The organism is Ruegeria sp. O6, assembly GCF_056535045.1.
In genome coordinates this window covers 154,580-172,904 of sequence record NZ_JBQERM010000006.1, presented here as the reverse complement: position 1 = coordinate 172,904, position 18,325 = coordinate 154,580, and the positions used below count along the sequence as shown (strand labels likewise).

The 18,325-nt window shown below is 58.0% G+C and carries 15 protein-coding genes, 1 tRNA gene, 1 pseudogene and 1 riboswitch; of the genes and pseudogenes, 10 read left to right on the top strand and 7 right to left on the bottom strand.

The genetic code is table 11. From position 1 onward, the window contains the following. Positions 1-20: 20 nt before the first annotated feature. The 5 genes from ACR0DY_RS10435 to ACR0DY_RS10415 all read right to left on the bottom strand — a co-directional run bounded on the left by ACR0DY_RS10435 (position 21) and on the right by ACR0DY_RS10415 (position 5,187). Positions 21-299, bottom strand: coding sequence for a hypothetical protein (locus tag ACR0DY_RS10435; protein WP_480482071.1), 279 nt, complete (start codon positions 297-299; stop codon positions 21-23). Between the two features lie 86 nt (positions 300-385). After that, positions 386-1,795: an FAD-binding oxidoreductase gene (locus ACR0DY_RS10430; RefSeq protein ID WP_480898216.1), complete on the bottom strand. Its 1,410-nt coding sequence runs from the start codon at positions 1,793-1,795 to the stop codon at positions 386-388. A 93-nt stretch (positions 1,796-1,888) separates the two neighbouring features. Next, positions 1,889-3,679, bottom strand: a complete 1,791-nt coding sequence (gene ggt, locus ACR0DY_RS10425) for a gamma-glutamyltransferase (RefSeq protein WP_480482075.1) — start codon at positions 3,677-3,679, stop codon at positions 1,889-1,891. Between the two features lie 111 nt (positions 3,680-3,790). After that, positions 3,791-4,180, bottom strand: a complete 390-nt coding sequence (locus ACR0DY_RS10420; protein ID WP_480545797.1) for a GFA family protein — start codon at positions 4,178-4,180, stop codon at positions 3,791-3,793. Between the two features lie 20 nt (positions 4,181-4,200). Beyond that, entirely contained in the window at positions 4,201-5,187 is a 987-nt protein-coding gene (locus ACR0DY_RS10415) for a 2-hydroxyacid dehydrogenase (protein WP_480482079.1), read from the bottom strand. Between the two features lie 198 nt (positions 5,188-5,385). Between ACR0DY_RS10415 and ACR0DY_RS10410 the strand changes: the two genes are divergently transcribed. From ACR0DY_RS10410 to ACR0DY_RS10385, 6 genes and pseudogenes are all read left to right on the top strand, one after another. Next, positions 5,386-5,847 (top strand): SH3 domain-containing protein, encoded by a 462-nt coding sequence (locus ACR0DY_RS10410; protein ID WP_480545821.1) that lies wholly within the window; start codon positions 5,386-5,388, stop codon positions 5,845-5,847. Positions 5,848-5,958: 111 nt separating this feature from the next. Next, positions 5,959-6,948 carry an NADPH:quinone reductase gene (locus ACR0DY_RS10405; protein ID WP_480545799.1) on the top strand — a complete coding sequence of 330 codons (990 nt, stop codon included), beginning with the start codon at positions 5,959-5,961 and terminating at the stop codon, positions 6,946-6,948. A gap of 90 nt (positions 6,949-7,038) precedes the next feature. Next, a tRNA-Gln gene (locus tag ACR0DY_RS10400) sits at positions 7,039-7,113 on the top strand. 161 nt (positions 7,114-7,274) lie between these two features. Further along, a riboswitch (cobalamin riboswitch) is annotated at positions 7,275-7,467 on the top strand. Between the two features lie 153 nt (positions 7,468-7,620). After that, complete coding sequence (locus tag ACR0DY_RS10395; RefSeq protein WP_480546099.1) at positions 7,621-8,625, top strand: ABC transporter substrate-binding protein; 1,005 nt, start codon at positions 7,621-7,623, stop codon at positions 8,623-8,625. 14 nt (positions 8,626-8,639) lie between these two features. Then, positions 8,640-9,671, top strand: coding sequence for a FecCD family ABC transporter permease (locus ACR0DY_RS10390; RefSeq protein ID WP_480546157.1), 1,032 nt, complete (start codon positions 8,640-8,642; stop codon positions 9,669-9,671). After that, positions 9,668-10,177: pseudogene (locus tag ACR0DY_RS10385) on the top strand (ABC transporter ATP-binding protein); the annotation flags it as partial. The gene ACR0DY_RS10390 and the pseudogene ACR0DY_RS10385, both read left to right, overlap by 4 nt. 889 nt (positions 10,178-11,066) lie before the next feature. Here ACR0DY_RS10385 and ACR0DY_RS10380 read toward each other — a convergent pair. Next, positions 11,067-12,017, bottom strand: coding sequence for a GlxA family transcriptional regulator (locus ACR0DY_RS10380; RefSeq protein ID WP_480546100.1), 951 nt, complete (start codon positions 12,015-12,017; stop codon positions 11,067-11,069). A gap of 166 nt (positions 12,018-12,183) precedes the next feature. Here ACR0DY_RS10380 and ACR0DY_RS10375 point away from each other — a divergent pair, with 166 nt between their 5' ends. Genes ACR0DY_RS10375 through ACR0DY_RS10360 form a run of 4 tightly spaced genes read left to right on the top strand, consistent with a single transcriptional unit; the run spans position 12,184 to position 16,658 of the window. Next, positions 12,184-12,894 (top strand): GntR family transcriptional regulator, encoded by a 711-nt coding sequence (locus ACR0DY_RS10375; protein WP_480898213.1) that lies wholly within the window; start codon positions 12,184-12,186, stop codon positions 12,892-12,894. Positions 12,895-12,901: 7 nt separating this feature from the next. After that, a complete protein-coding gene (locus tag ACR0DY_RS10370; RefSeq protein WP_480546102.1) occupies positions 12,902-13,819 on the top strand; it encodes a dihydrodipicolinate synthase family protein in 918 nt (305 codons plus the stop codon). Positions 13,820-13,824: 5 nt separating this feature from the next. Beyond that, positions 13,825-15,321, top strand: coding sequence for an aldehyde dehydrogenase (locus tag ACR0DY_RS10365; protein ID WP_480546103.1), 1,497 nt, complete (start codon positions 13,825-13,827; stop codon positions 15,319-15,321). Beyond that, complete coding sequence (locus tag ACR0DY_RS10360) at positions 15,318-16,658, top strand: NAD(P)/FAD-dependent oxidoreductase (protein WP_480482092.1); 1,341 nt, start codon at positions 15,318-15,320, stop codon at positions 16,656-16,658. Before ACR0DY_RS10365 ends, ACR0DY_RS10360 begins: the two co-directional genes overlap by 4 nt. A 9-nt stretch (positions 16,659-16,667) precedes the next feature. Here ACR0DY_RS10360 and ACR0DY_RS10355 read toward each other — a convergent pair whose 3' ends face one another. Further along, positions 16,668-18,215, bottom strand: coding sequence for a trimethylamine methyltransferase family protein (locus tag ACR0DY_RS10355; protein WP_480546104.1), 1,548 nt, complete (start codon positions 18,213-18,215; stop codon positions 16,668-16,670). Between the last annotated feature and the right edge of the window lie 110 nt (positions 18,216-18,325).

Here is an 18,325-nt window from a genome sequence, read left to right as displayed (position 1 = left end):
CATTCGTTGGACCGCTGCCCTCAACCACCGGAACGGCAACGTTTGCTTGTTCCGACCGAGACGCAAACTAATTTGCCACTTTCTTCCGAGGGATTCTTCACCGCCGGTTCCTGTGATGGCGAAGGCTGCGCCTCTGCCGTGAACCAGCCGTCAGAAAGACCGACACGCGAGGAGACCGAGGCAAGATATTCTTTCACGCCCAAACCACTTTCCGATGCTTTGGCTTGCTGAACATAGTCCAGCCCTACAACGGCCAACCCGCAGATGGCTACAAACCCCGCCAGATATTTTACGCTCATGTCGACCATCCTCTGTCATCAACCCTTTGAAACCATGACATGTGGACGTTTTGAGGGCGCAAATACGGACCAGGGGGTGAATATGGCTACGTGTCGTCCGACAAGATCTTGCCGGGATTCATGATGTTGTCTGGGTCCAGTGCGGCCTTGATCGCAGCCATGTACCGCGTGGCAGCACCCAGTTCCCTGTTCAGATACGGTCGCTTTCCCTGCCCGATGCCATGTTCACCGGTACATGTGCCTTCCATGGATATTGCCATGTCGTTCAGCCAGCCGACAAACGCCTCGGCCTTGGCAACTTCTTCAACGTTTTCCATGTCGATCAGCAGCAGCGTATGGAAATTGCCGTCCCCAACATGACCCACGATTGGGGCCAGCAAGCCGAGGCCGGCAGCTTTCTCCTGGGTCTCGGTCACACATTCGGCCAGACGCGAGATCGGTACACAGACATCGGTCGAGATGCCCCGCGCACCGGGGCGCAGTTGCAGACACGCCCAATACATATCGTGCCGTGCCTGCCAAAGTTTGTTCCGTTCTTCGGTGGTCGAAGTCGCTGCAAAATCCGTGCCGCCAAACTCTTCGGCGATCTGACCAAAGGTTTCAGCCTGCTCTGTGGCACCGCTTTCCGAGCCGTGAAACTCCAGCAACAACAACGGTGTATCCGGCAGACTCAGCCCGGAATAGGCGTTGGCGGCCTGAACCGACAACTCGTCCAGCAACTCGATCCGGGCAACCGGGATGCCATACTGAATCGTCATCATCACCGCACGGCACGCGGCATCGACGGTCGGAAAGGAACACCGGGCCGAACTGATCGCTTCGGGGATACCCTGCAACCGCAATGTCAGCTCGGTGATGATTCCCAGCGTGCCTTCCGCCCCGATCAGAAGACGGGCCAGATCATAGCCGGCCGAAGATTTCTTGGCCCGGTGCCCGGTACGGATGATCTGACCGTCTGGCATCACGGCTTCAAGGCTGAGAACGTTGTCCTTCATCGTCCCATAGCGCACCGCATTGGTGCCCGACGCGCGAGTGGCAGCCATCCCACCCAGCGACGCATTCGCCCCGGGATCAATCGGAAAGAACAGGCCCAGATCGCGCAGATGGGTATTCAACGCTTCGCGCGTGACACCGGGCTGCACGACACAATCCAGATCCTGGGCATGAACTGCAAGCACACTATCCATTTGTGTCAGATCGACCGAGACGCCCCCCGCCGGCGCATTTACATGCCCTTCCAGTGATGTTCCTGTTCCGAACGGGATCACTGGCACCCGGTGCGCCGCGCAGGTTTTGACGATGTCCGAAACATCCTGCGTCGAATGCGGGAAAACCACGGCATCGGGGCTTTGGTTTTCGATCCAGGTCGTGGTGTGCCCATGTTGTTCACGGACAGCGGCACCCGTTTGCAACCTGTCGCCAAAGCGCTGCTTGAGAATGCTTATGACGGTTTCAATACCAGCTTCATTCCTTGGCAATGCGGTTGCCTGCACCATTGTCATCCTCCCCTGCCCCAAAACATTTCGGGCCTTTCAGCCTATGACTAAAAGGCCCGTTGAAAGCAGGCAATCCCCACTAATACCGAGGGTCTATTCGCCCAGCGCAATCCCTTCGCGGCGCGGGTCGGCACCACCGCTCAGCCCGTCACCGATTTCGATGGCGTGCAGCCCCGAAGTCAGGTCGCGTGCGTTGACTTCAAAACCCAACTGAGCAAGCGCGTCTGTAAATCCTTCCGCAGAAGTCGCCGCCTCAACATCATATGTTCCGAACCGGTTGACCAGATGAGGCAGGGAAACCGCCTGCTGCACGTCCATTCCCCAATCGGCCCAGGCGATGATGGACTTGGCGACATAGCCGATAATCCGGCTGCCGCCCGGAGACCCGATAGCCAGAACCGGCTCGCCATCCTGCAACACGATAGTCGGGCTCATGGATGAGCGCGGACGCTTGCCAGGCTCCAGCCGGTTGGCAATCGGCACACCGTCGCTGTGTGTCTTGAACGAGAAATCAGTAAGCTCGTTGTTCAGCAGGAACCCGTTTGTCATCAGGCGCGACCCAAAACCATTCTCGATCGTCGTCGTCATCGACAGCACATTGCCATAGCTGTCCACGATCGAGATATGCGAGGTTGACGGCAGCTCCAGCGACACGTCGTCTGCCCAAATCAAAGCATGGTCAAATTCCGGTTGGCCCGGTGCGACCTCGGACAAGGCCATTTCGCCTTCCAGCAATGCCGCCCGCTGGGTCAAATAACCCGGATCAACCAGCCCCTTGGTGGGCATGGGTATGAAATCGCTATCGGCCATGTACCGCCCACGATCCGCAAAGGCGAGGCGCGAAGCATCGCCGATCAGGCGCCATGCCTCGGCGCTCTCAGCGCCCATTGCTGCAAGATCATAGCTGTTCAACATCCCCAGAATCTGCCCGACGGTCAGCGCACCCGACGACGGCGGGCCCATGCCGCAAACCTCGTAGGCGCGGTATTCGGCACAGACCGGTTCACGTTCGATCACCTGGTAGAGCGCCAAATCCACCCCTGCAAGAACGCCGGGATTTCCTGGGGCATTGCGAACAGTTCGCACGATATCCGCAGCGATCTCACCTCCGTAAAAACCGGCAGCGCCATCGCTGGCCAGCACGCGCAATGTTTCGGCATAATCCGGGTTCATCAACCGCTGGCCCTGCTGCAACGGCTGACCGTCAGGCAGGAAATATGCGGCTGTTTCGGGAAAGCGCGACAGGCGGTCAGCATCGTTTTCTACAAGGCTGGCCAGACGCGGGGAAACAAGAAACCCTTCATCCGCCAATCGGATACCGTCGGCAAACAGTCCGGGCCAAGACGCGCGCCCCCATCTTCGATGCGCCTCTTCCAGCAGTGCAGGCGTACCCGGTGTACCCACCGACAATCCGCCCACCACCGCATCGAAGAATTTCAGCGGCTCGCCGTTTTCATCCTGAAACAGCGTCGGGGTAGCGGCAAGGGGTGCCGTTTCGCGCCCGTCCAGTGTTGTCATCTGCCCGCTGGCCGCGTCGTACCAAACCAGAAACGCTCCCCCGCCCAGACCAGAAGATTGCGGCTCGACCAGCCCCAGCACGACCTGCACAGCAACCATCGCATCCGCGGCAGACCCGCCCGCGCGCAGCACTTTGGCCCCTGCCTCGACCGCCAGCGGATTGGCCGCAGCTATCATCCAGTTTTCGGATGTGACCGGAACGCCCTCAAGCTTGGCTTCGAGGGCCGCAATAACCTCGTCGGTCATCGCCTGAACCTGCCCTTCTGTCGCGGCTTCGGGTGCAACGGCATCGGCTGTTTCCTGCGCGAACCCCGGTGTCGAAATAGCAAGTGCGGTAGTAAGCAGCAGTGCTGAAACGTGTCTCATCTGTTCTAACCCTCCAATACAATCTTTATTTTCAATCCTGTAAGGATTTTGCCCCCTCTGCAACGATCAGGCATGGCAGCGTGTTATCACAGCGAAGTTTCGCCATTTCCCCTATGGTTCGGTTTCTTCGGCGCGACGATCCTGATCATAGCGGGTTGTCTCGGCAAATTCGGGTAGCAACGCCTCGCGTCGTTTGGTCCAGCATTCATATGTCGGTATGAATTGGTCAGGCGCGTCAAGACAGCCCAGATGCACTTCGACTTCGGCACCGCTTCGGGCAAATACCGGAGATCCGCAATCAGGGCAAAAGTACCGGTCGGAATAACCTTTCACATTTCCGGTGATCTTAACCGCATCCGCCGGAAAAATAGCCGCCGCATAAAACAACGCGCCGTGGTGTTTGCGGCAGTCCAGACAATGGCAAATCCCGACGCGAAGAGGACAACCCGAAGCCGTGACGCGCAGTTTTCCACAACGGCATCCCCCTTCAAACACGTCCATCCATGATCCTTTCCGACGCGTCAGAGCATCGCAGGCACAACCTGATCCGGTGGGCGGTGGCCATCTTCGAAGGTTTTGATGTTGATGATGACTTTTTCACCCATCTCAACCCGGCCCTCCAGCGTGGCCGACCCCATATGCGGCAGTAGAACCACGTTCGGCAACTGCCGCAAGCGCGGGTTCACACCGGTTCCCTGTTCGTAGACATCCAGCCCCGCGCCCGCAATTTCCCCCGCACGGATCATCCGGGTCAAAGCGTTCTCGTCAATAACCTCACCCCGCGAAGTATTCACGATCACTGCCGAGGGTTTCATCAGCTTTAGGCGGCGCGCGTTCATCAGGTGGAAGGTAGACGGTGTCGATGGGCAGTTGATAGATATCACATCCATACGCGCCACCATCTGATCCAGGCTTTCCCAATAGGTCGCCTCTAGTTCTTGCTCAATCTCTGGGCGCAATCTGCGGCGGTTGTGATAATGGATCTGCATACCAAACGCCTTGGCGCGGCGGGCCACAGCCTGTCCGATCCGGCCCATGCCCAGAATACCCAAACGCCGCCCGCCAATGCGACCACCCAGAAACGCGGTGGGGGCCCACCCGGTCCAGTCGCCTTGCTGCATGACGCTCAACCCTTCGGGAATGCGCCGTGTGACAGCGAGAATCAGGGCCATGGTCATATCTGCCGTGTCGTCGGTCAGCACACCGGGCGTGTTGGACACCAATATGCCGCGCTGCCGCGCCGTCGCCACATCGATATTGTCGACACCGGCCCCGTAATTGGCGATCAGCCGCAGTTTTTCACCTGCCTGACCCAATAGCCCGCCATCAATGGTATCGGTCACCGTAGGCACCAGAACATCGGCATCCTGCACCGCTGCTACTAATTCTTCACGCGTCATTGGGGTGTCGTCGTCGCGCAGGCGCACGTCAAACAATTCGCTTAACCGGGTTTCTACTGCCTCAGGCAACCGTCGCGTAACGACAACACTTAAACGTTCTCTTGGCACCTCGGCTCTCCCACTGCTTTGCAAACGGACGCGCGCCATGGCATCGTGGCGCAGGATAAGGCGGGGCACAAGAACCCCAATGGCATTGTGTCGACCTTTTTTCAAAACCGGATCAACAGGCATAAGAGCGGGCAGTCAGTGAGTGGTATTCGACCGGTAAAACGCCGATCTCTGGCGGTAGTTTCCGTATTTCTGGTCATGTTCGGTGTCTGTGCCGCACATGCCGAAGTCAAACGCGGATCGGTCACCAACCTGCCCCTGCCCCGATATGTGTCGATGAAGGCAGCCGAAGGGAACGTGCGGCGCGGACCATCCCTAACCCACCGAATCGATTGGGTATTCAAAAGGCGTGGCATGCCGCTGCAGGTCACTGCCGAATACGGCAACTGGCGCAAGGTCCAAGACCGCGACGGCGCGGGTGGCTGGGTTCACTATGCCTTGTTGTCTGGCGTCCGAACGGTGCTGATCGAATCCGAGATGCTGCCTGTTTATGCCCGCCCCGACCCGACCTCGCCCGTGAATGCCCATTTCGAGACCGGAGTGGTGGCGCGCCTTGGAGCCTGTTCGCTGGACTGGTGCAGGATCACCGCCGGCGGATACCGTGGCTGGACACTGAAATCGAACCTTTGGGGCGTCGATTCTTCCGAAATTCGGGAATAGGCGAAAGACAATTTCCGGTATCCGCGGTTGCGCATCGCCCCGAAAAAGCGCGACAAGCTGTTTGAGTTACCGGCCCAATCGCCGCTTAACTCGACCTAAACGGAGGACCCTATGCGCGCAGTCACCTATTCAGCCTTCGGAGACGCTGTCGATGTCTTGCGCATACAGGATATTCCCCCAGTTCCGCCTGGACCGGGTGAAGTCACGGTCGAGTTGTCTTATTCCGGCGTAAATCCCTCGGACGTCAAGGCCCGCGCGGGAACCCGACCGGGTGTCACAGAACCTCCGTTTCCGCTGATCGTTCCGCACAGCGACGGGGCTGGAGTCATCACAGCGGTTGGCGATGGCGTACCCGCGACGCGGATTGGTCAGCGCGTGTGGATTTGGAACGGGCAATGGCAACGCGCGTTCGGTACAGCTGCCAGCCACATCACCCTGCCTGAATCTCAGGCTGTAGAACTGCCCGAGACGGTGTCACTTGAAACCGGAGCGATTCTTGGAATTCCGGGCCTTACCGCAAGCCACGCAGTGTTCTCGGGCGGCACGCCGCGCGGGCAAACCATTTTGATCCATGGTGGGGCGGGTACTGTCGGGTATCTGGCTGTCCAGCTTGCCAAATGGGCCGGAGCCAATGTGATCGCAACGGCCAGCACCCGCAGCTTTGACCGGGTCAAGGCAGCCGGTGCAGATGTCGTTCTCGACTACTCCGGTGAACACCTTTCGGATCAGATTCTCGACGCAAATGATGGACGTACAATTGGTCGAATCGTCGATGTCGAATTTGGACAGAACCTTGACACCAACATTGCCGTCATCGCCGAGAACGGCCGTATCAACGCATATGGATCTGCCCGGAATATGACACCTGTCTTTCCCTTTGGACCCATGATGTTCAAGGCCGTGACACTCGAGGCAGTCCTGATCTACCTGCTGCCCGCAGATTTGCGCGCCGCCGCAATAGAGACTCTACACAAGGCACTGGCTGATGGCGCATTGATCTGCCCCGTACATAAGGTCTTTACACTGGAAGAATGCGCTGCCGCCCATGCGATGGTACAGGAAGGCAACCGTACCGGAGCGGTGTTGATCGACACCAAATGAGGGGCCTTCAAAAAAAATTTACGGCGCTCGCTTTTTTTGCAAAACGCTCTTGAACCCTGCCATCAACAATCGTAGATAGCCGCTCACCGTTGGGGTGTAGCCAAGTGGTAAGGCAGCGGTTTTTGGTACCGTGTATCGTAGGTTCGAATCCTACCACCCCAGCCATGATTTTCCCTAATATCACACACTATGAATCTGGGTCCGGATTTTGGCGCGTTCTCAGCGGCTTTTCTGATATCAGCGCCATGTTGAGACGCGCAGGTGCATGCTCTTGCGAGAAAATAGGAAAGACCCCGGAGTTTTTTCTTGCCGCAGGGTAAGTGTTAAGGTACCCGCGTTTTACCGGTCCCGATGTGGCTAAGAGGGAATCCGAGGTGCCTTTTGGTGCCAACCGGAACTGCCCCCGCAACTGTAGGCGGCGAGCGCTGTCCATTTCCGTCACTGGGCCATTTTGGTCTGGGAAGACAGGACAGACAAAGACCCGTCAGTCAGGAGACCTGCCGGTATGAAACCGAAACACGCCGGGCGGGGTTGTCCGGGGAGGTTGCCGAAGAAACGCGCCGGGCGGTCTATTTTCTACCCTGCGCTCACGGCAGGCAGTAAAGCGCCTGTTGCTTCGGTAAATGCCCATTCACCCGTTCTCTGGTCATTGACACATGGAGATCGATTGTCATGTTTCTACGCACTGGCCTGTTTGGCCTTTCCTTGCTGGCTACCAGCGCTGCCGCCGAAGGAAACTTTCCCCTTTCTATCGAAAACTGCGGTCACTCGGTCACGTTTGACGCGCCAGTGACGTCGTCAGTCACGGTCGGCCAGGCCGCGACCGAGGTGCTTTATGCGCTGGGTCTGGGCGAGCAGGTTCTTGGAACTTCGGTCTGGTTCAACGAGGTGCTGCCTGAATATGCCGAGGTGAATGCCAAGGTAGAGCGTCTGGCGGACAATGATCCCAGCTTTGAAAGCGTTGTTGCCAAGCGGCCGGGACTGGTCGCAGCGCAATATGAATGGCATGTCGGACCCGAGGGCATCGTCGCCACGCGTGAGCAATTTCACGAACTGGGCATTCCAACGTACGTAATGCCTGCAGATTGCATCGGCAAAGACAATACGGTCGGCGGCGATGGCACCCGCCTGCAAGCGTTCTCGACCGATACGCTGTATCAGGGTATCGAAGAACTGGCGGCAGCCTTTGATGTATCCGAACGCGGCACGGACCTGGTTGCCGAGTACAAGGCCCGCGAAGCCGCAGCCGTCGCCAAGGCGCAAACCGTGAAGCTGGACGATGTGTCAGCCGTATTCTGGTTTTCCTCTCCCGAAATGGAAAGCGACCCGTTTGTGGCCGGACAGAAAGGCGCACCGGGATACATGATGAGTAAATTGGGTATCCGCAACGTCGTCGAGACGGATGAAGAATGGCCAACAGTGGGCTGGGAAACCATTGCCAAAGCCAATCCGACGGTGATTGTTATCGCCAAGATGGACCGCCGTCGCTTTGCTGCGGACGACTACCTGAAAAAGCTGGAGTTCCTGCGCACTGATCTGGTGACCAGCCAGATGGATGCGGTCAAAAATGACCGGATCGTCATTATGGATGCGCAGGCCATGGACGCCACCATCCGCGCAATCCCGGCGCTGGAGGATCTGGCCGAGAAGCTGGATACCATCGGAAACAACCTGTGAACGAGGTCGCCGCAATTTTACGGCAGGGTTTCAAGGCTGCGTGCCTTACCGTGCCATTGTTGATTGCGGCGGTTCTTGCGGGCGCGATGATCGGGGAAACCTCTCTGTCGCCCGATTTGGTTCTCTCCGTTCTGGCCAACAAGCTGGCCGGAGTGGACTTTCCTGTAGACCCAATTGATCAGGGTATTATCTGGAGCTACCGGATTCCTCGCGCTCTGGTCGCTGCGTCCTGCGGTGCCGGTCTGGCTGTCGCAGGGGTCGTGTTGCAGGCTTTGCTGCGCAACCCGTTGGCCGACCCTTACATTTTGGGCATTTCTGCCGGGGCCTCGACGGGTGCCGTGGCTGTAACCATCGCTGGTTTGGGTGGGGGGGCCTTGTCGCTGTCTTTTGGCGCGTTCAATGGCGCGCTTTTGGCTTTTGGTTTTGTCGCGTTGCTGGCCCGAGCCGCTGGCGCAGGGGGCGGACGGGCTGCGACGGCACAGATCGTCCTGGCGGGAATTGCCGGGTCTCAGTTGTTCAATGCGCTGACGGCCTTCATCATCGCCAAATCCGCCAATGCCGATCAGGCGCGCGGGATCATGTTCTGGCTGATGGGAAACCTCAGCGGCGTGCGCTGGCCGGATGTGTATCTGGCCATTCCGGTGGCCCTTGTCGGTTGGCTCATTTGCCGCTTTCACGCCAGAGCACTGGACGCCTTTATTTTCGGCTCTGATTCAGCGGCCTCGCTGGGCATATCGGTACGTCGGGTGCAGGCAACCCTGATCTTTGCGACCGCACTTACAACAGCTGTCATGGTTTCTATCGTCGGATCCATTGGCTTTGTCGGGCTGGTCATCCCTCATGCTGCCCGGTTCCTTGTGGGACCGGGGCATCGCAGGCTTATCCCAACCGCCGCCTTGATCGGAGCGGTCTTCCTGATCGGCGCAGATATCGTGTCGCGCATCATCATCCCGGGTCAGGTTCTGCCGATTGGGGTGGTCACCGCCCTGATCGGTGCGCCTGCCTTTGCCGTAATTCTGGTGCGCGGCCAGAGGAGCGCCCGATGAAGATCGAGGCGAAAAACCTGACATATTCCGTTCGCGGCAAGACTTTGCTGTCAGACGTATCCTTTGTCGTGGAGCCCGGCGAAACACTTGCTTTGGTCGGACCTAACGGTTCAGGGAAATCAACGCTGATGCGCCTGCTGGCGGGGTTGGTACGTCCGGTTTCAGGAAAAGTCGTCATAGCGGGTCATCCCGTTTCGCATTTGTCGCGCAGACAAATTGCCCAACGGATTGCCATCGTTGAACAACAGGCTGATACGGCCGAACGCGTGACTGCACGATCCGTGGTCGAACTGGGCCGCACGCCCTGGCTGTCGGCCTTACGGCCGTGGCGCGCCGAGGACACCTGGCAAGTCGACAAAGCCCTGCAAACCGTGGAAATGGCCGATATGGCACACAGAGAATGGGCGACATTGTCGGGAGGAGAGCGCCAGCGACTGCACATCGCACGCGCTTTGGCTCAGCAACCGGGACTCTTGCTTTTGGACGAACCGACCAACCATCTGGACATTCATCACCAACTGTCGATCCTGAACTGTGTTCGAATTCTAAAAGTGACGACAGTGATGGCGCTGCACGATCTGAATCAGGCGATGGCCTGTGACCGGGTGGCTGTTTTGTCAAAAGGGCGGCTGGTCTCTCTTGGCCCGCCCGAACATGCCCTGTCTTTGGAAACCGTTTCAGAAGTTTTCGGTGTCAAAGCACAGTGGGGGTATAGTACCGGCGGGACAGAACGGTTTCTGTCCTATCATCTGGACTGACGGCTTCCGATCGCTTCTGGTCGTACTGGATATCAGTGTCGTCAGCGCAGCATGCCAGATACGTACAATCTACGGCCTCAAAGCCATATTCCAACGGCGCGCAATCTTGACCTGGGTTTCCTCACAACCCGTCAAGTTGCCCGTCGAATGCTGTCTTGATTCTGACCTGGATTGGATTCGTTCGTTTTTTGCCTTCAAAGATGATCGGCAGGCGCGTTGTCCGAGCGTGGGTCGACCAAACCTCAGTGATATGTTCACTACTTGTTTTGAACCGTGAAACAGATTCCTTTTAGAAACCTCTGAGGCCTGACACAAATCACGACACGCCATCAGGTTGAACAGATTGCGGCGACCGCATGTCGATATTGCAGATTACCCACAATCAAAGCCTCAATCTGAGCCTTAAATTAACGGTAGATTAACGAAACAGGGCACAACAAACCTGTCGATGACAAGTTCTTGATATACTTATGCCAATATCGAGATCTATTGGTGGGTAATCCTGCCGATCTGTTGACTAGTCCAGTTTTAACGAGGGGGTATCTCGGCGGGATCAGGGGGTGCCAGGTCGGACCTGTTCAAGGTCGGCGGATCGCGGCACCCCCGCCGGCAGGTAGAAGCAGCAATTTATCCGATTTCAGTTGATCTTGTTGCGCTGCGCGTGCGGTGTGATGCCAAAACTGGACCGGTATACCCGAGAGAAATGTCCCGGATTTTCAAAGCCGCAGGCCACGGCGACCTCGGTGACCGACGCTTCGGTTTGCAAAAGCAGCTTCCGGGCCCGTTCCAGCCGCATTTCCATAAAGTACCGTTTGGGCGAAGTGTTGAGGTACTTGCCAAACAACCGTTCAAGTTGACGGGTGGAGATACCCAAATTGTCTGCAATGAAGGATGGTGAAACTGGGGTTTCCAGACTGTCCTGCATAATATCTATCGCCTTTGCCAGATGGGCATTGCGCATTCCATTGCGCGACTGCAGCGAAACGCGCTGCTTAGCGGTCGCATTACGCACAGTGTTATAGACCATTTGATCCGCAACATCGGTGGCCAGCTCTTCGCCATGGTCTCGTTCGATCAGATGCAGCATCAGGTCTGCGGTCGCGGTTCCACCTGATGCTGTAATGTGTTTTTCGTCGGCGACAAAGACGCTGCGCACCAGATTGACATCCGGAAACGCCTCCATGAACGCGTCGTGGTATTCCCAATGGATCGCCGCCTGCATACCGTTGAGGAACCCGGCCTCGGCCAGCAGCCACGCGCCGGAACACAATGCCCCGATCCGCGTTCCACGCGCTCGTTCGCGCCGCAGTGTGGCCAGAAGGGAACGGGTCACGTGGTCACGCATGTGAATGCCCGACAAAACAAAGAGCTGATCGCACTTGGACAGTTCCTCAAGTCCGGAATGCACAAGGGTGACGGACCCATTGGAAGACACGGCCTGCTCGCCCTGTTCGGATACAAATGACCAGCGATACAGCTCTTCGCCACTTACAAGGTTGGCGATCCTCAGCGGTTCGACCGCACAGGAAAAGGCGAGGTGCGAAAACTCCTCGACAAGGATGAAGGCGAAGTGCTGCGTCTGAGGCATGAGCAGGACCATTTCCAAACTGGGCCGACGCCCAAGCGTGAGTCTATTTTGCAGACACCCATGCTGCACGAGATTTTTTTGTATACAAGTTGTATTTTTTAGAAATACAAAAATACGACCACCGCGATTCGGACACGGCAGCCAGAGGACATAGTGAGGCCAAAGGATGAAAGACGAAGCCAAGTCGCGCAAAAATGCGCTCAGAGAACACCTGAAGATGTCCATCCTGACGCTGCGCCTTCGTCCAGGTGACGATCTGGATGAGGCGCATTTGTCCGATGAATTCGGCCTGTCGCGCACGCCTCTGCGTGAGGTGTTTCGTCAACTGGCAGGCGAAGGCTATCTGGATCTGCGAAAAAACCGCAGCGCCCGTGTTTCGGAAATGTCCTACACCACACTGCGCGATTTCTTCCTTGCCGCGCCGATGGTCTACGGGGCCATCCTGCGTCTGGCGGCAGTGAACGCGACTAACGCGCAAATCGCTGACCTGAAAGCGGCTCAGCACGCGTTCAAAGCTGCCCTTCGTTCAGGGTCGGTCGAGGATCGCGCACTTGCCAACAACCGTTTTCATGACGTGACCGGAGAGATGTCCGGCAATGTCTACCTGCTGCCGTCATTCAACCGGCTGCTGATCGATCATGCACGGATTGGCATGACGTTCTACCGGCCACAGACAGTTGAAATGTCCGAAAACCTGTCGCTGGCCAGCCAACAGCATGACGCGATCATCGCAGCCATCGAGGCACGCGATGAAGCCGCGGCGGCGAAACTGGCCGAGGATCACTGGAACCTGTCCCGGGATCAGATCGGGATGTTCGTGATGCCTGACGCGCTGGATGTGCCGATGGGTATCCCACCATTTTCGAAACCCGCATGAGGACGGAATGAACCCGATTTTCAAGTTTGAAGGGATATATACCCCTGTGGTCACCCCCTATCACGACGATGGCAGCGTGAACTGGGACGCCCTGTCCGACGTGATCGAATACCTGATCGAAAATAGTGTGCACGGCCTGATTTCCGGCGGATCCACAGGTGAGAATTATGCCCAGACCGTGGCGGAGCGGCTGGAACTGGCCAAATTCACGCATCAGCGCCTGAAAGGGCGGTTGCCCTTGGTCGTTGGCACGGGCGCGATGCTGACTTCGGACTCGATTGCACTGGCCGCTGGCGCGCGCGATATCGGCGCGGACGCCATCCTGTTGGCCAGCCCGCCCTACTCGGTGCCGACGGATCGCGAAAACGCGCTGAATGCACTGGCCATCGACAAGGCCGCCGACCTGCCGGTGATGCTGTACAACTATCCGCACCGTACCGGCACAATGATGGGGGAAGAGTTCCTTGACCGCGTGGGTCGCAGCCGAAATTTCTGCGGCATTAAGGAAAGCTCGGGCGATATCAACCGGGTGCATCTGTTGGCGCGGGATTATCCGCATATCCAGCTGGGCTGTGGCATGGACGACCAGGCACTGGAGTTTTTCGCCTGGGGCGCACCATTCTGGGTCTGCGGCGGTTCGAACTTCCTGCCAGCAGAACATGTGGCATTGTATCAGGCCTGCGTGATCGAAGGCAACTTTGCCAAAGGGCGCCGGATCATGTCTGCGATGATGCCACTGATGCGGGTGCTGGAACAGGGTGGCAAGTTCATCCAGACCATCAAGCATGGCGTCACCATGAACGGTATCGACGCGGGTATCATGCGGCCTCCACTGAAGGGCCTGAACAAAGATGACAAGCGCGCGCTGGAGCAGGTTACGCGCGTGCTGACGAAGACAATCGCTGACATCGTGGCTGAGGGGTGACAAACATGGATCTGCTGACACAGGACGAGTACAAATCCATCGCCGCAGGTCTGAACCTGCCGACAGGTGCCTTTATCGACGGCGTATTCCGTCCGTCGTTCTCGGGCCAGACCTTTGCGACAGAGAACCCTGCAACCGGTGAAAAGCTGACCGATATCGCATCCTGCGATGGGGCGGATGTGGATTTTGCGGTCGCGAAAGCTCGTGAGGCGTTTGACGATGGCCGCTGGAGCAAGCTGCATCCGTCCGATCGCAAGGATGTATTGATCGGGTTGTGCAAACTGGTAACCCGCAACGCCCGTGAACTGGCCGTGATGGAAAGCATCGACAGCGGCAAGACGATCTTTGACTGCGAAACTGTTGATGTGCCCGAGACGATCCACTGCCTGAAGTGGCACGCCGAGGCGATTGACAAGATTTACGATCAGGTTTCGCCCGCCAGCGACGATCACATCGCCATGGTGGTGCGCGAGCCAATCGGCGTCGTCGGTCTGGTGCTGCCGTGGAACTTTCCGCTGCTGATGCTGGCATGGAAGATAGGGCCAGCACTGGCGGCAGGCTGTTCGGTTGTTGTGAAACCGGCGATGGAAACCACTTTGACGGCCCTGCGCCTTGCCGAATTGGCGATGGAGGCCGGTTTGCCACGCGGTGTACTGAACATCGTACCTGGTGGCGGGACCGAGGTGGGCGAACCCATTGGGCGGCACATGGATATCGACATGGTGTCCTTCACAGGCTCGACCGTGACCGGCAAACGCTTTCTGACCTATTCGGCGGAAAGCAACGCCAAAGAGGTGGTGCTTGAGATGGGCGGCAAGAACCCTGCCATCGTGATGGAGGATGCCGAAAACCTCGACCGGGTGGCGGCGCATATCGTCAATGGCGCATTCTGGAACATGGGGGAGAACTGCTCGGCCTCGTCACGCCTGATCGTGCATAAGAAAGTGAAGGCCGAGCTGCTGGAGCGCATCGCGCATCACGTCAAACAATGGAACACCGGCGACCCGCTCGACCCCGAAACCCGCATGGGCGCACTGGTGAGCGAAGACCACTACACCAAGGTTTGTGGCTATCTGGATCAGGCCGAGAACGTGGTGATCGGTGGCAAAGCGGACAACGGGTTTGTCGAGGCCACCGTGGTCGAAGTGCCCGGCAACGACGCTGCATTGGCGCGCGAGGAGATCTTTGGCCCTGTCTTGTCGGTAATTGAAGTCTCGGGCTTCGATGAAGCGATCCAGATCGCGAACGACACCGACTATGGCTTATGCGCCTCAATCTTCACGGCCAATGTCAAACGCGCCATACGTGGTGCGCGGATGATCCGCGCAGGCACCGTGACGGTGAACAGCTTCGGCGAAGGTGACATCACGACACCTTTCGGTGGTTACAAGCAGTCGGGTTTTGGGGGTCGCGATAACTCGATCCACGCGCATGACCAGTACACCCAGTTGAAAACCATCTGGATCGATCTGGCCGATGACGCGGATGAGGCCGTCGATTGAGTCGACATGACGCAAAAAGGCTACCCCGGCAGACAGGCCCGTCGGGTTGGAATGCGATTCTGCCGCCCCAAACACCTCTGGCGGTGCTGGAACGGAACCTGACCGCAGATATCACAATAGTTGGCGGTGGGTTTGCCGGGCTCAGCGCGGCGCGGCGGCTGCATCAATTGGATCCTTCCCTGAAAATCGTTCTGCTGGAAGCCGGCCGCTTCGCGGACAGCTCGGCAGGCCGAAATTCCGGGTTTATGATCGACCTGCCCCATGACTTGGCCTCGGACAACTACGCAGGCAAGGGATCAGAGGCAGATCGCGCCACCATTGCGCTGAACCGCAAGGCCATTGCCTTTGCGACCGAAGTGGCCTCCGATTGCGGGCTGCCACAGGAAATGTTCGACCCTTGCGGCAAATACAATGCCGCCGCCACCAAAGCGGGCGACGCGCAAAACCGCGCCTTTGCCGCGCACCTGACCAAACTGGGCGAGCCGCATAAGCTTTTAGATCAGCAGCAGATGCAAGAGGTCACGGGCAGCCCGCACTATACCTCGGGACTTTATGCGCCGGGGACAGTGATGATTCAGCCTGCGGCTTATGTGCGTGCGCTATCCGCCCGTCTGGCCGGGCAGATCGAAGTGTTCGAGCATTCACCCGTCACCGGTTTGGAACAACAAGGCGCAGGCTGGGTGGTCAGCACCAACAAGGCCAAGGTGAGCACCGGGCGGATAATTCTGGCCAATAACGGCCACCTGGAGAGCTTTGGGTTCTACCAGCGGCAATTGATGCACATTTGCCTTTACGCCTCGCTCACAGCCCCGCTGAACGAGGCGCAGATCAAGACACTAGGCGGGAAGTCGCGCTGGTCGGTGACGCCAGCGAACCCGATGGGGACGTCAGTACGGCGCATTTCCGGCAGCTATGGGGATCGCATCCTGATCCGCACCTGCTCCAGCTTTCATCCAACAATCGAGACCAGTCCAATGCGACTGCGCAATGCAGGCTGGGTGCATGACCGAAAGTTTAGGGAACGCTTCCCGCATCTGCCGGATGTGCAGATGGAACATCGCTGGGCCGGGATGCTTTGCCTCAGCCGCAATGGATCGGCTGCGTTCGGCGAGCTTGAGGACGGTGTCTACTCAGCCTGTTGTCAGAACGGTCTGGGCATTGCACGGGGAACACTGCAAGGCATGGGCATCGCTGAACTGTTGTTGGACCAGCAGTCTGACATCGCCGATCATTTTCTGGCGCAACCGGACTTGCCGCGTTTGCCGCCCGAGCCATTCGCCTCGCTTGCCGCCAACAGCTATCTAATCTGGAAAGAGTGGCGGTCCGGTAAGGAATGAACTTGACCGTCAGTAAGTCTGGTTTAGCTCATCTGCTGCCGGAATTTCCCTCTCACGGCGGGCGACATAGTCCAGAAGGGCGTCGTTCTTGGCCTCGTCCAGCTTTGGTTCCTGATACTCGGCTAAAAGCTTCCTCGCGTATTTCAGAGCGCGTTCGGTGATTTCAACTTCACCTTCCGCCACCCATTGTTCGATCGAGTTGTTGTCAAACAGTTCGGGCATGAAAAAAGCCGTCTGAAAATTCTCCTGGGTGTGCGGATGCCCCAAATAGTGCCCGCCGGGACCCACATCCGGAATTGCGGCCAAGCCTTCGTCAAAATCATGCCATTTAGGCCCCTCCGCCATCCGATAGGCCATCGCGCATTGTTCCGCGTCCACAACAAACTTGGCGACCGAACAATGCATCCCCGCCTCGTTCCAGCCTGCCGAATGCCAGATGTAGTGGGCCCCTGCATGCAGAACAGCGCCCAGAGTTGTGGCGGATTCGTACCCGGCCTGCGCGTCAAACGTCTTGGCCCCGCCCAGCGTGTTCGAGGTGCGCCATGGCACATCGTAAAAGCGCGCCATCTGACCAATCATGAAATTCATCAGACTGATTTCAGGCGTCCCTGCCATCGGCGCACCGGATTTCATCGAAACGGTTGACAGATAATGCCCCCAAATCGCCGGACAGCCCTTGCGGATCACCTGCGTATAAGCCAGTGCCGAAAGCGCCTCGGCGGTTAGCTGTGCCACGGTTGCGGGTACCGATGCGGGCGTATTGGCACCGCCCAGAACGAAGGGCGAGCACAAAACCGGCTGATTCCGGCGGCAGAAGGCGCGCATTGCACCCAGCATGGTTTCGTCCCAGACCAGAGGGCTGTTGCCGTTGCAGTTGCCGGTGGTAACAGGATGGTCGTCAATGAAACCTTCGCCGAACAGGATATCGCACATGTCCATCACGTCTTCGGCATTCCTGGGCGAGGTGGTCATGCCCATAAAGGTTTTGTCCGAGTATTTCATCGACGAATAAGTGATGCGCAAGTGCCGCTGGCTGATCGGGTGGTCGTAAGGTTCGACGATATGATGGGCCGAGCTGTGCAATGCGGGCATCATGTGCGACAGTTTGTGAAACATCGCCAGATCGTCCAGCGTCGGGTTCCGGCGCACGTCGTCAAGATCACGAAGAAACGGCGCGCCGGTCATCGGCACGAAGATCGAGTGCTTGCCGCCTAGAGCGAGGTTCTTTTGCGGATCGCGCGCGTGATAGGTGAATTGCGCCGGAATGGTCGCGATCAGCTCGCGCACCATGTTGCGGTCCAGAAAGACCAGCTCTTCTTCGACCTTTGCCCCCGCTTTCTTCCAGTCTTCCACTGCGGTCGGGTCGCGGAACTGGACACCGACGTTCTCAAGAATATCCATGGCGGCCTTGTCGATAAGCTCAACCTGACTTCCGTCCATAACTTCGCAATGCGGGATGCCGCGTGTCAGCCCCGGCAGCATGTCAAAATTCGGCGCAGTGCGAAGAGCGCGGCGCGCGGAACGCCCACCAGCGCGTGTAAGAGTACGGGTCGACAAGGGGCAATCCTCCTGTTTTGAATCAGACTGGCGGAATTACGCCGCGTTCACCTCTCTGATTGCGATATGTGTTTGCAGGAAGCGACACCGCCCTGATGACGGTTTTTCGC

What these genes read in the sequence shown, in the direction of transcription:
- ACR0DY_RS10375 (WP_480898213.1), top strand. Translation starts at nt 12,184, where the DNA reads ATGAAAGACGAAGCCAAGTCGCGCAAAAATGCGCTCAGAGAACACCTG.
- ACR0DY_RS10405 (WP_480545799.1), top strand. Translation starts at nt 5,959, where the DNA reads ATGCGCGCAGTCACCTATTCAGCCTTCGGAGACGCTGTCGATGTCTTG.
- ggt (WP_480482075.1), bottom strand. Translation starts at nt 3,679, where the DNA reads ATGAGACACGTTTCAGCACTGCTGCTTACTACCGCACTTGCTATTTCG.
- ACR0DY_RS10410 (WP_480545821.1), top strand. Translation starts at nt 5,386, where the DNA reads ATGTTCGGTGTCTGTGCCGCACATGCCGAAGTCAAACGCGGATCGGTC.
- ACR0DY_RS10435 (WP_480482071.1), bottom strand. Translation starts at nt 299, where the DNA reads ATGAGCGTAAAATATCTGGCGGGGTTTGTAGCCATCTGCGGGTTGGCC.
- ACR0DY_RS10380 (WP_480546100.1), bottom strand. Translation starts at nt 12,017, where the DNA reads ATGCCTCAGACGCAGCACTTCGCCTTCATCCTTGTCGAGGAGTTTTCG.
- ACR0DY_RS10430 (WP_480898216.1), bottom strand. Translation starts at nt 1,795, where the DNA reads ATGGTGCAGGCAACCGCATTGCCAAGGAATGAAGCTGGTATTGAAACC.
- ACR0DY_RS10370 (WP_480546102.1), top strand. Translation starts at nt 12,902, where the DNA reads ATGAACCCGATTTTCAAGTTTGAAGGGATATATACCCCTGTGGTCACC.
- ACR0DY_RS10395 (WP_480546099.1), top strand. Translation starts at nt 7,621, where the DNA reads ATGTTTCTACGCACTGGCCTGTTTGGCCTTTCCTTGCTGGCTACCAGC.
- ACR0DY_RS10420 (WP_480545797.1), bottom strand. Translation starts at nt 4,180, where the DNA reads ATGGACGTGTTTGAAGGGGGATGCCGTTGTGGAAAACTGCGCGTCACG.
- ACR0DY_RS10365 (WP_480546103.1), top strand. Translation starts at nt 13,825, where the DNA reads ATGGATCTGCTGACACAGGACGAGTACAAATCCATCGCCGCAGGTCTG.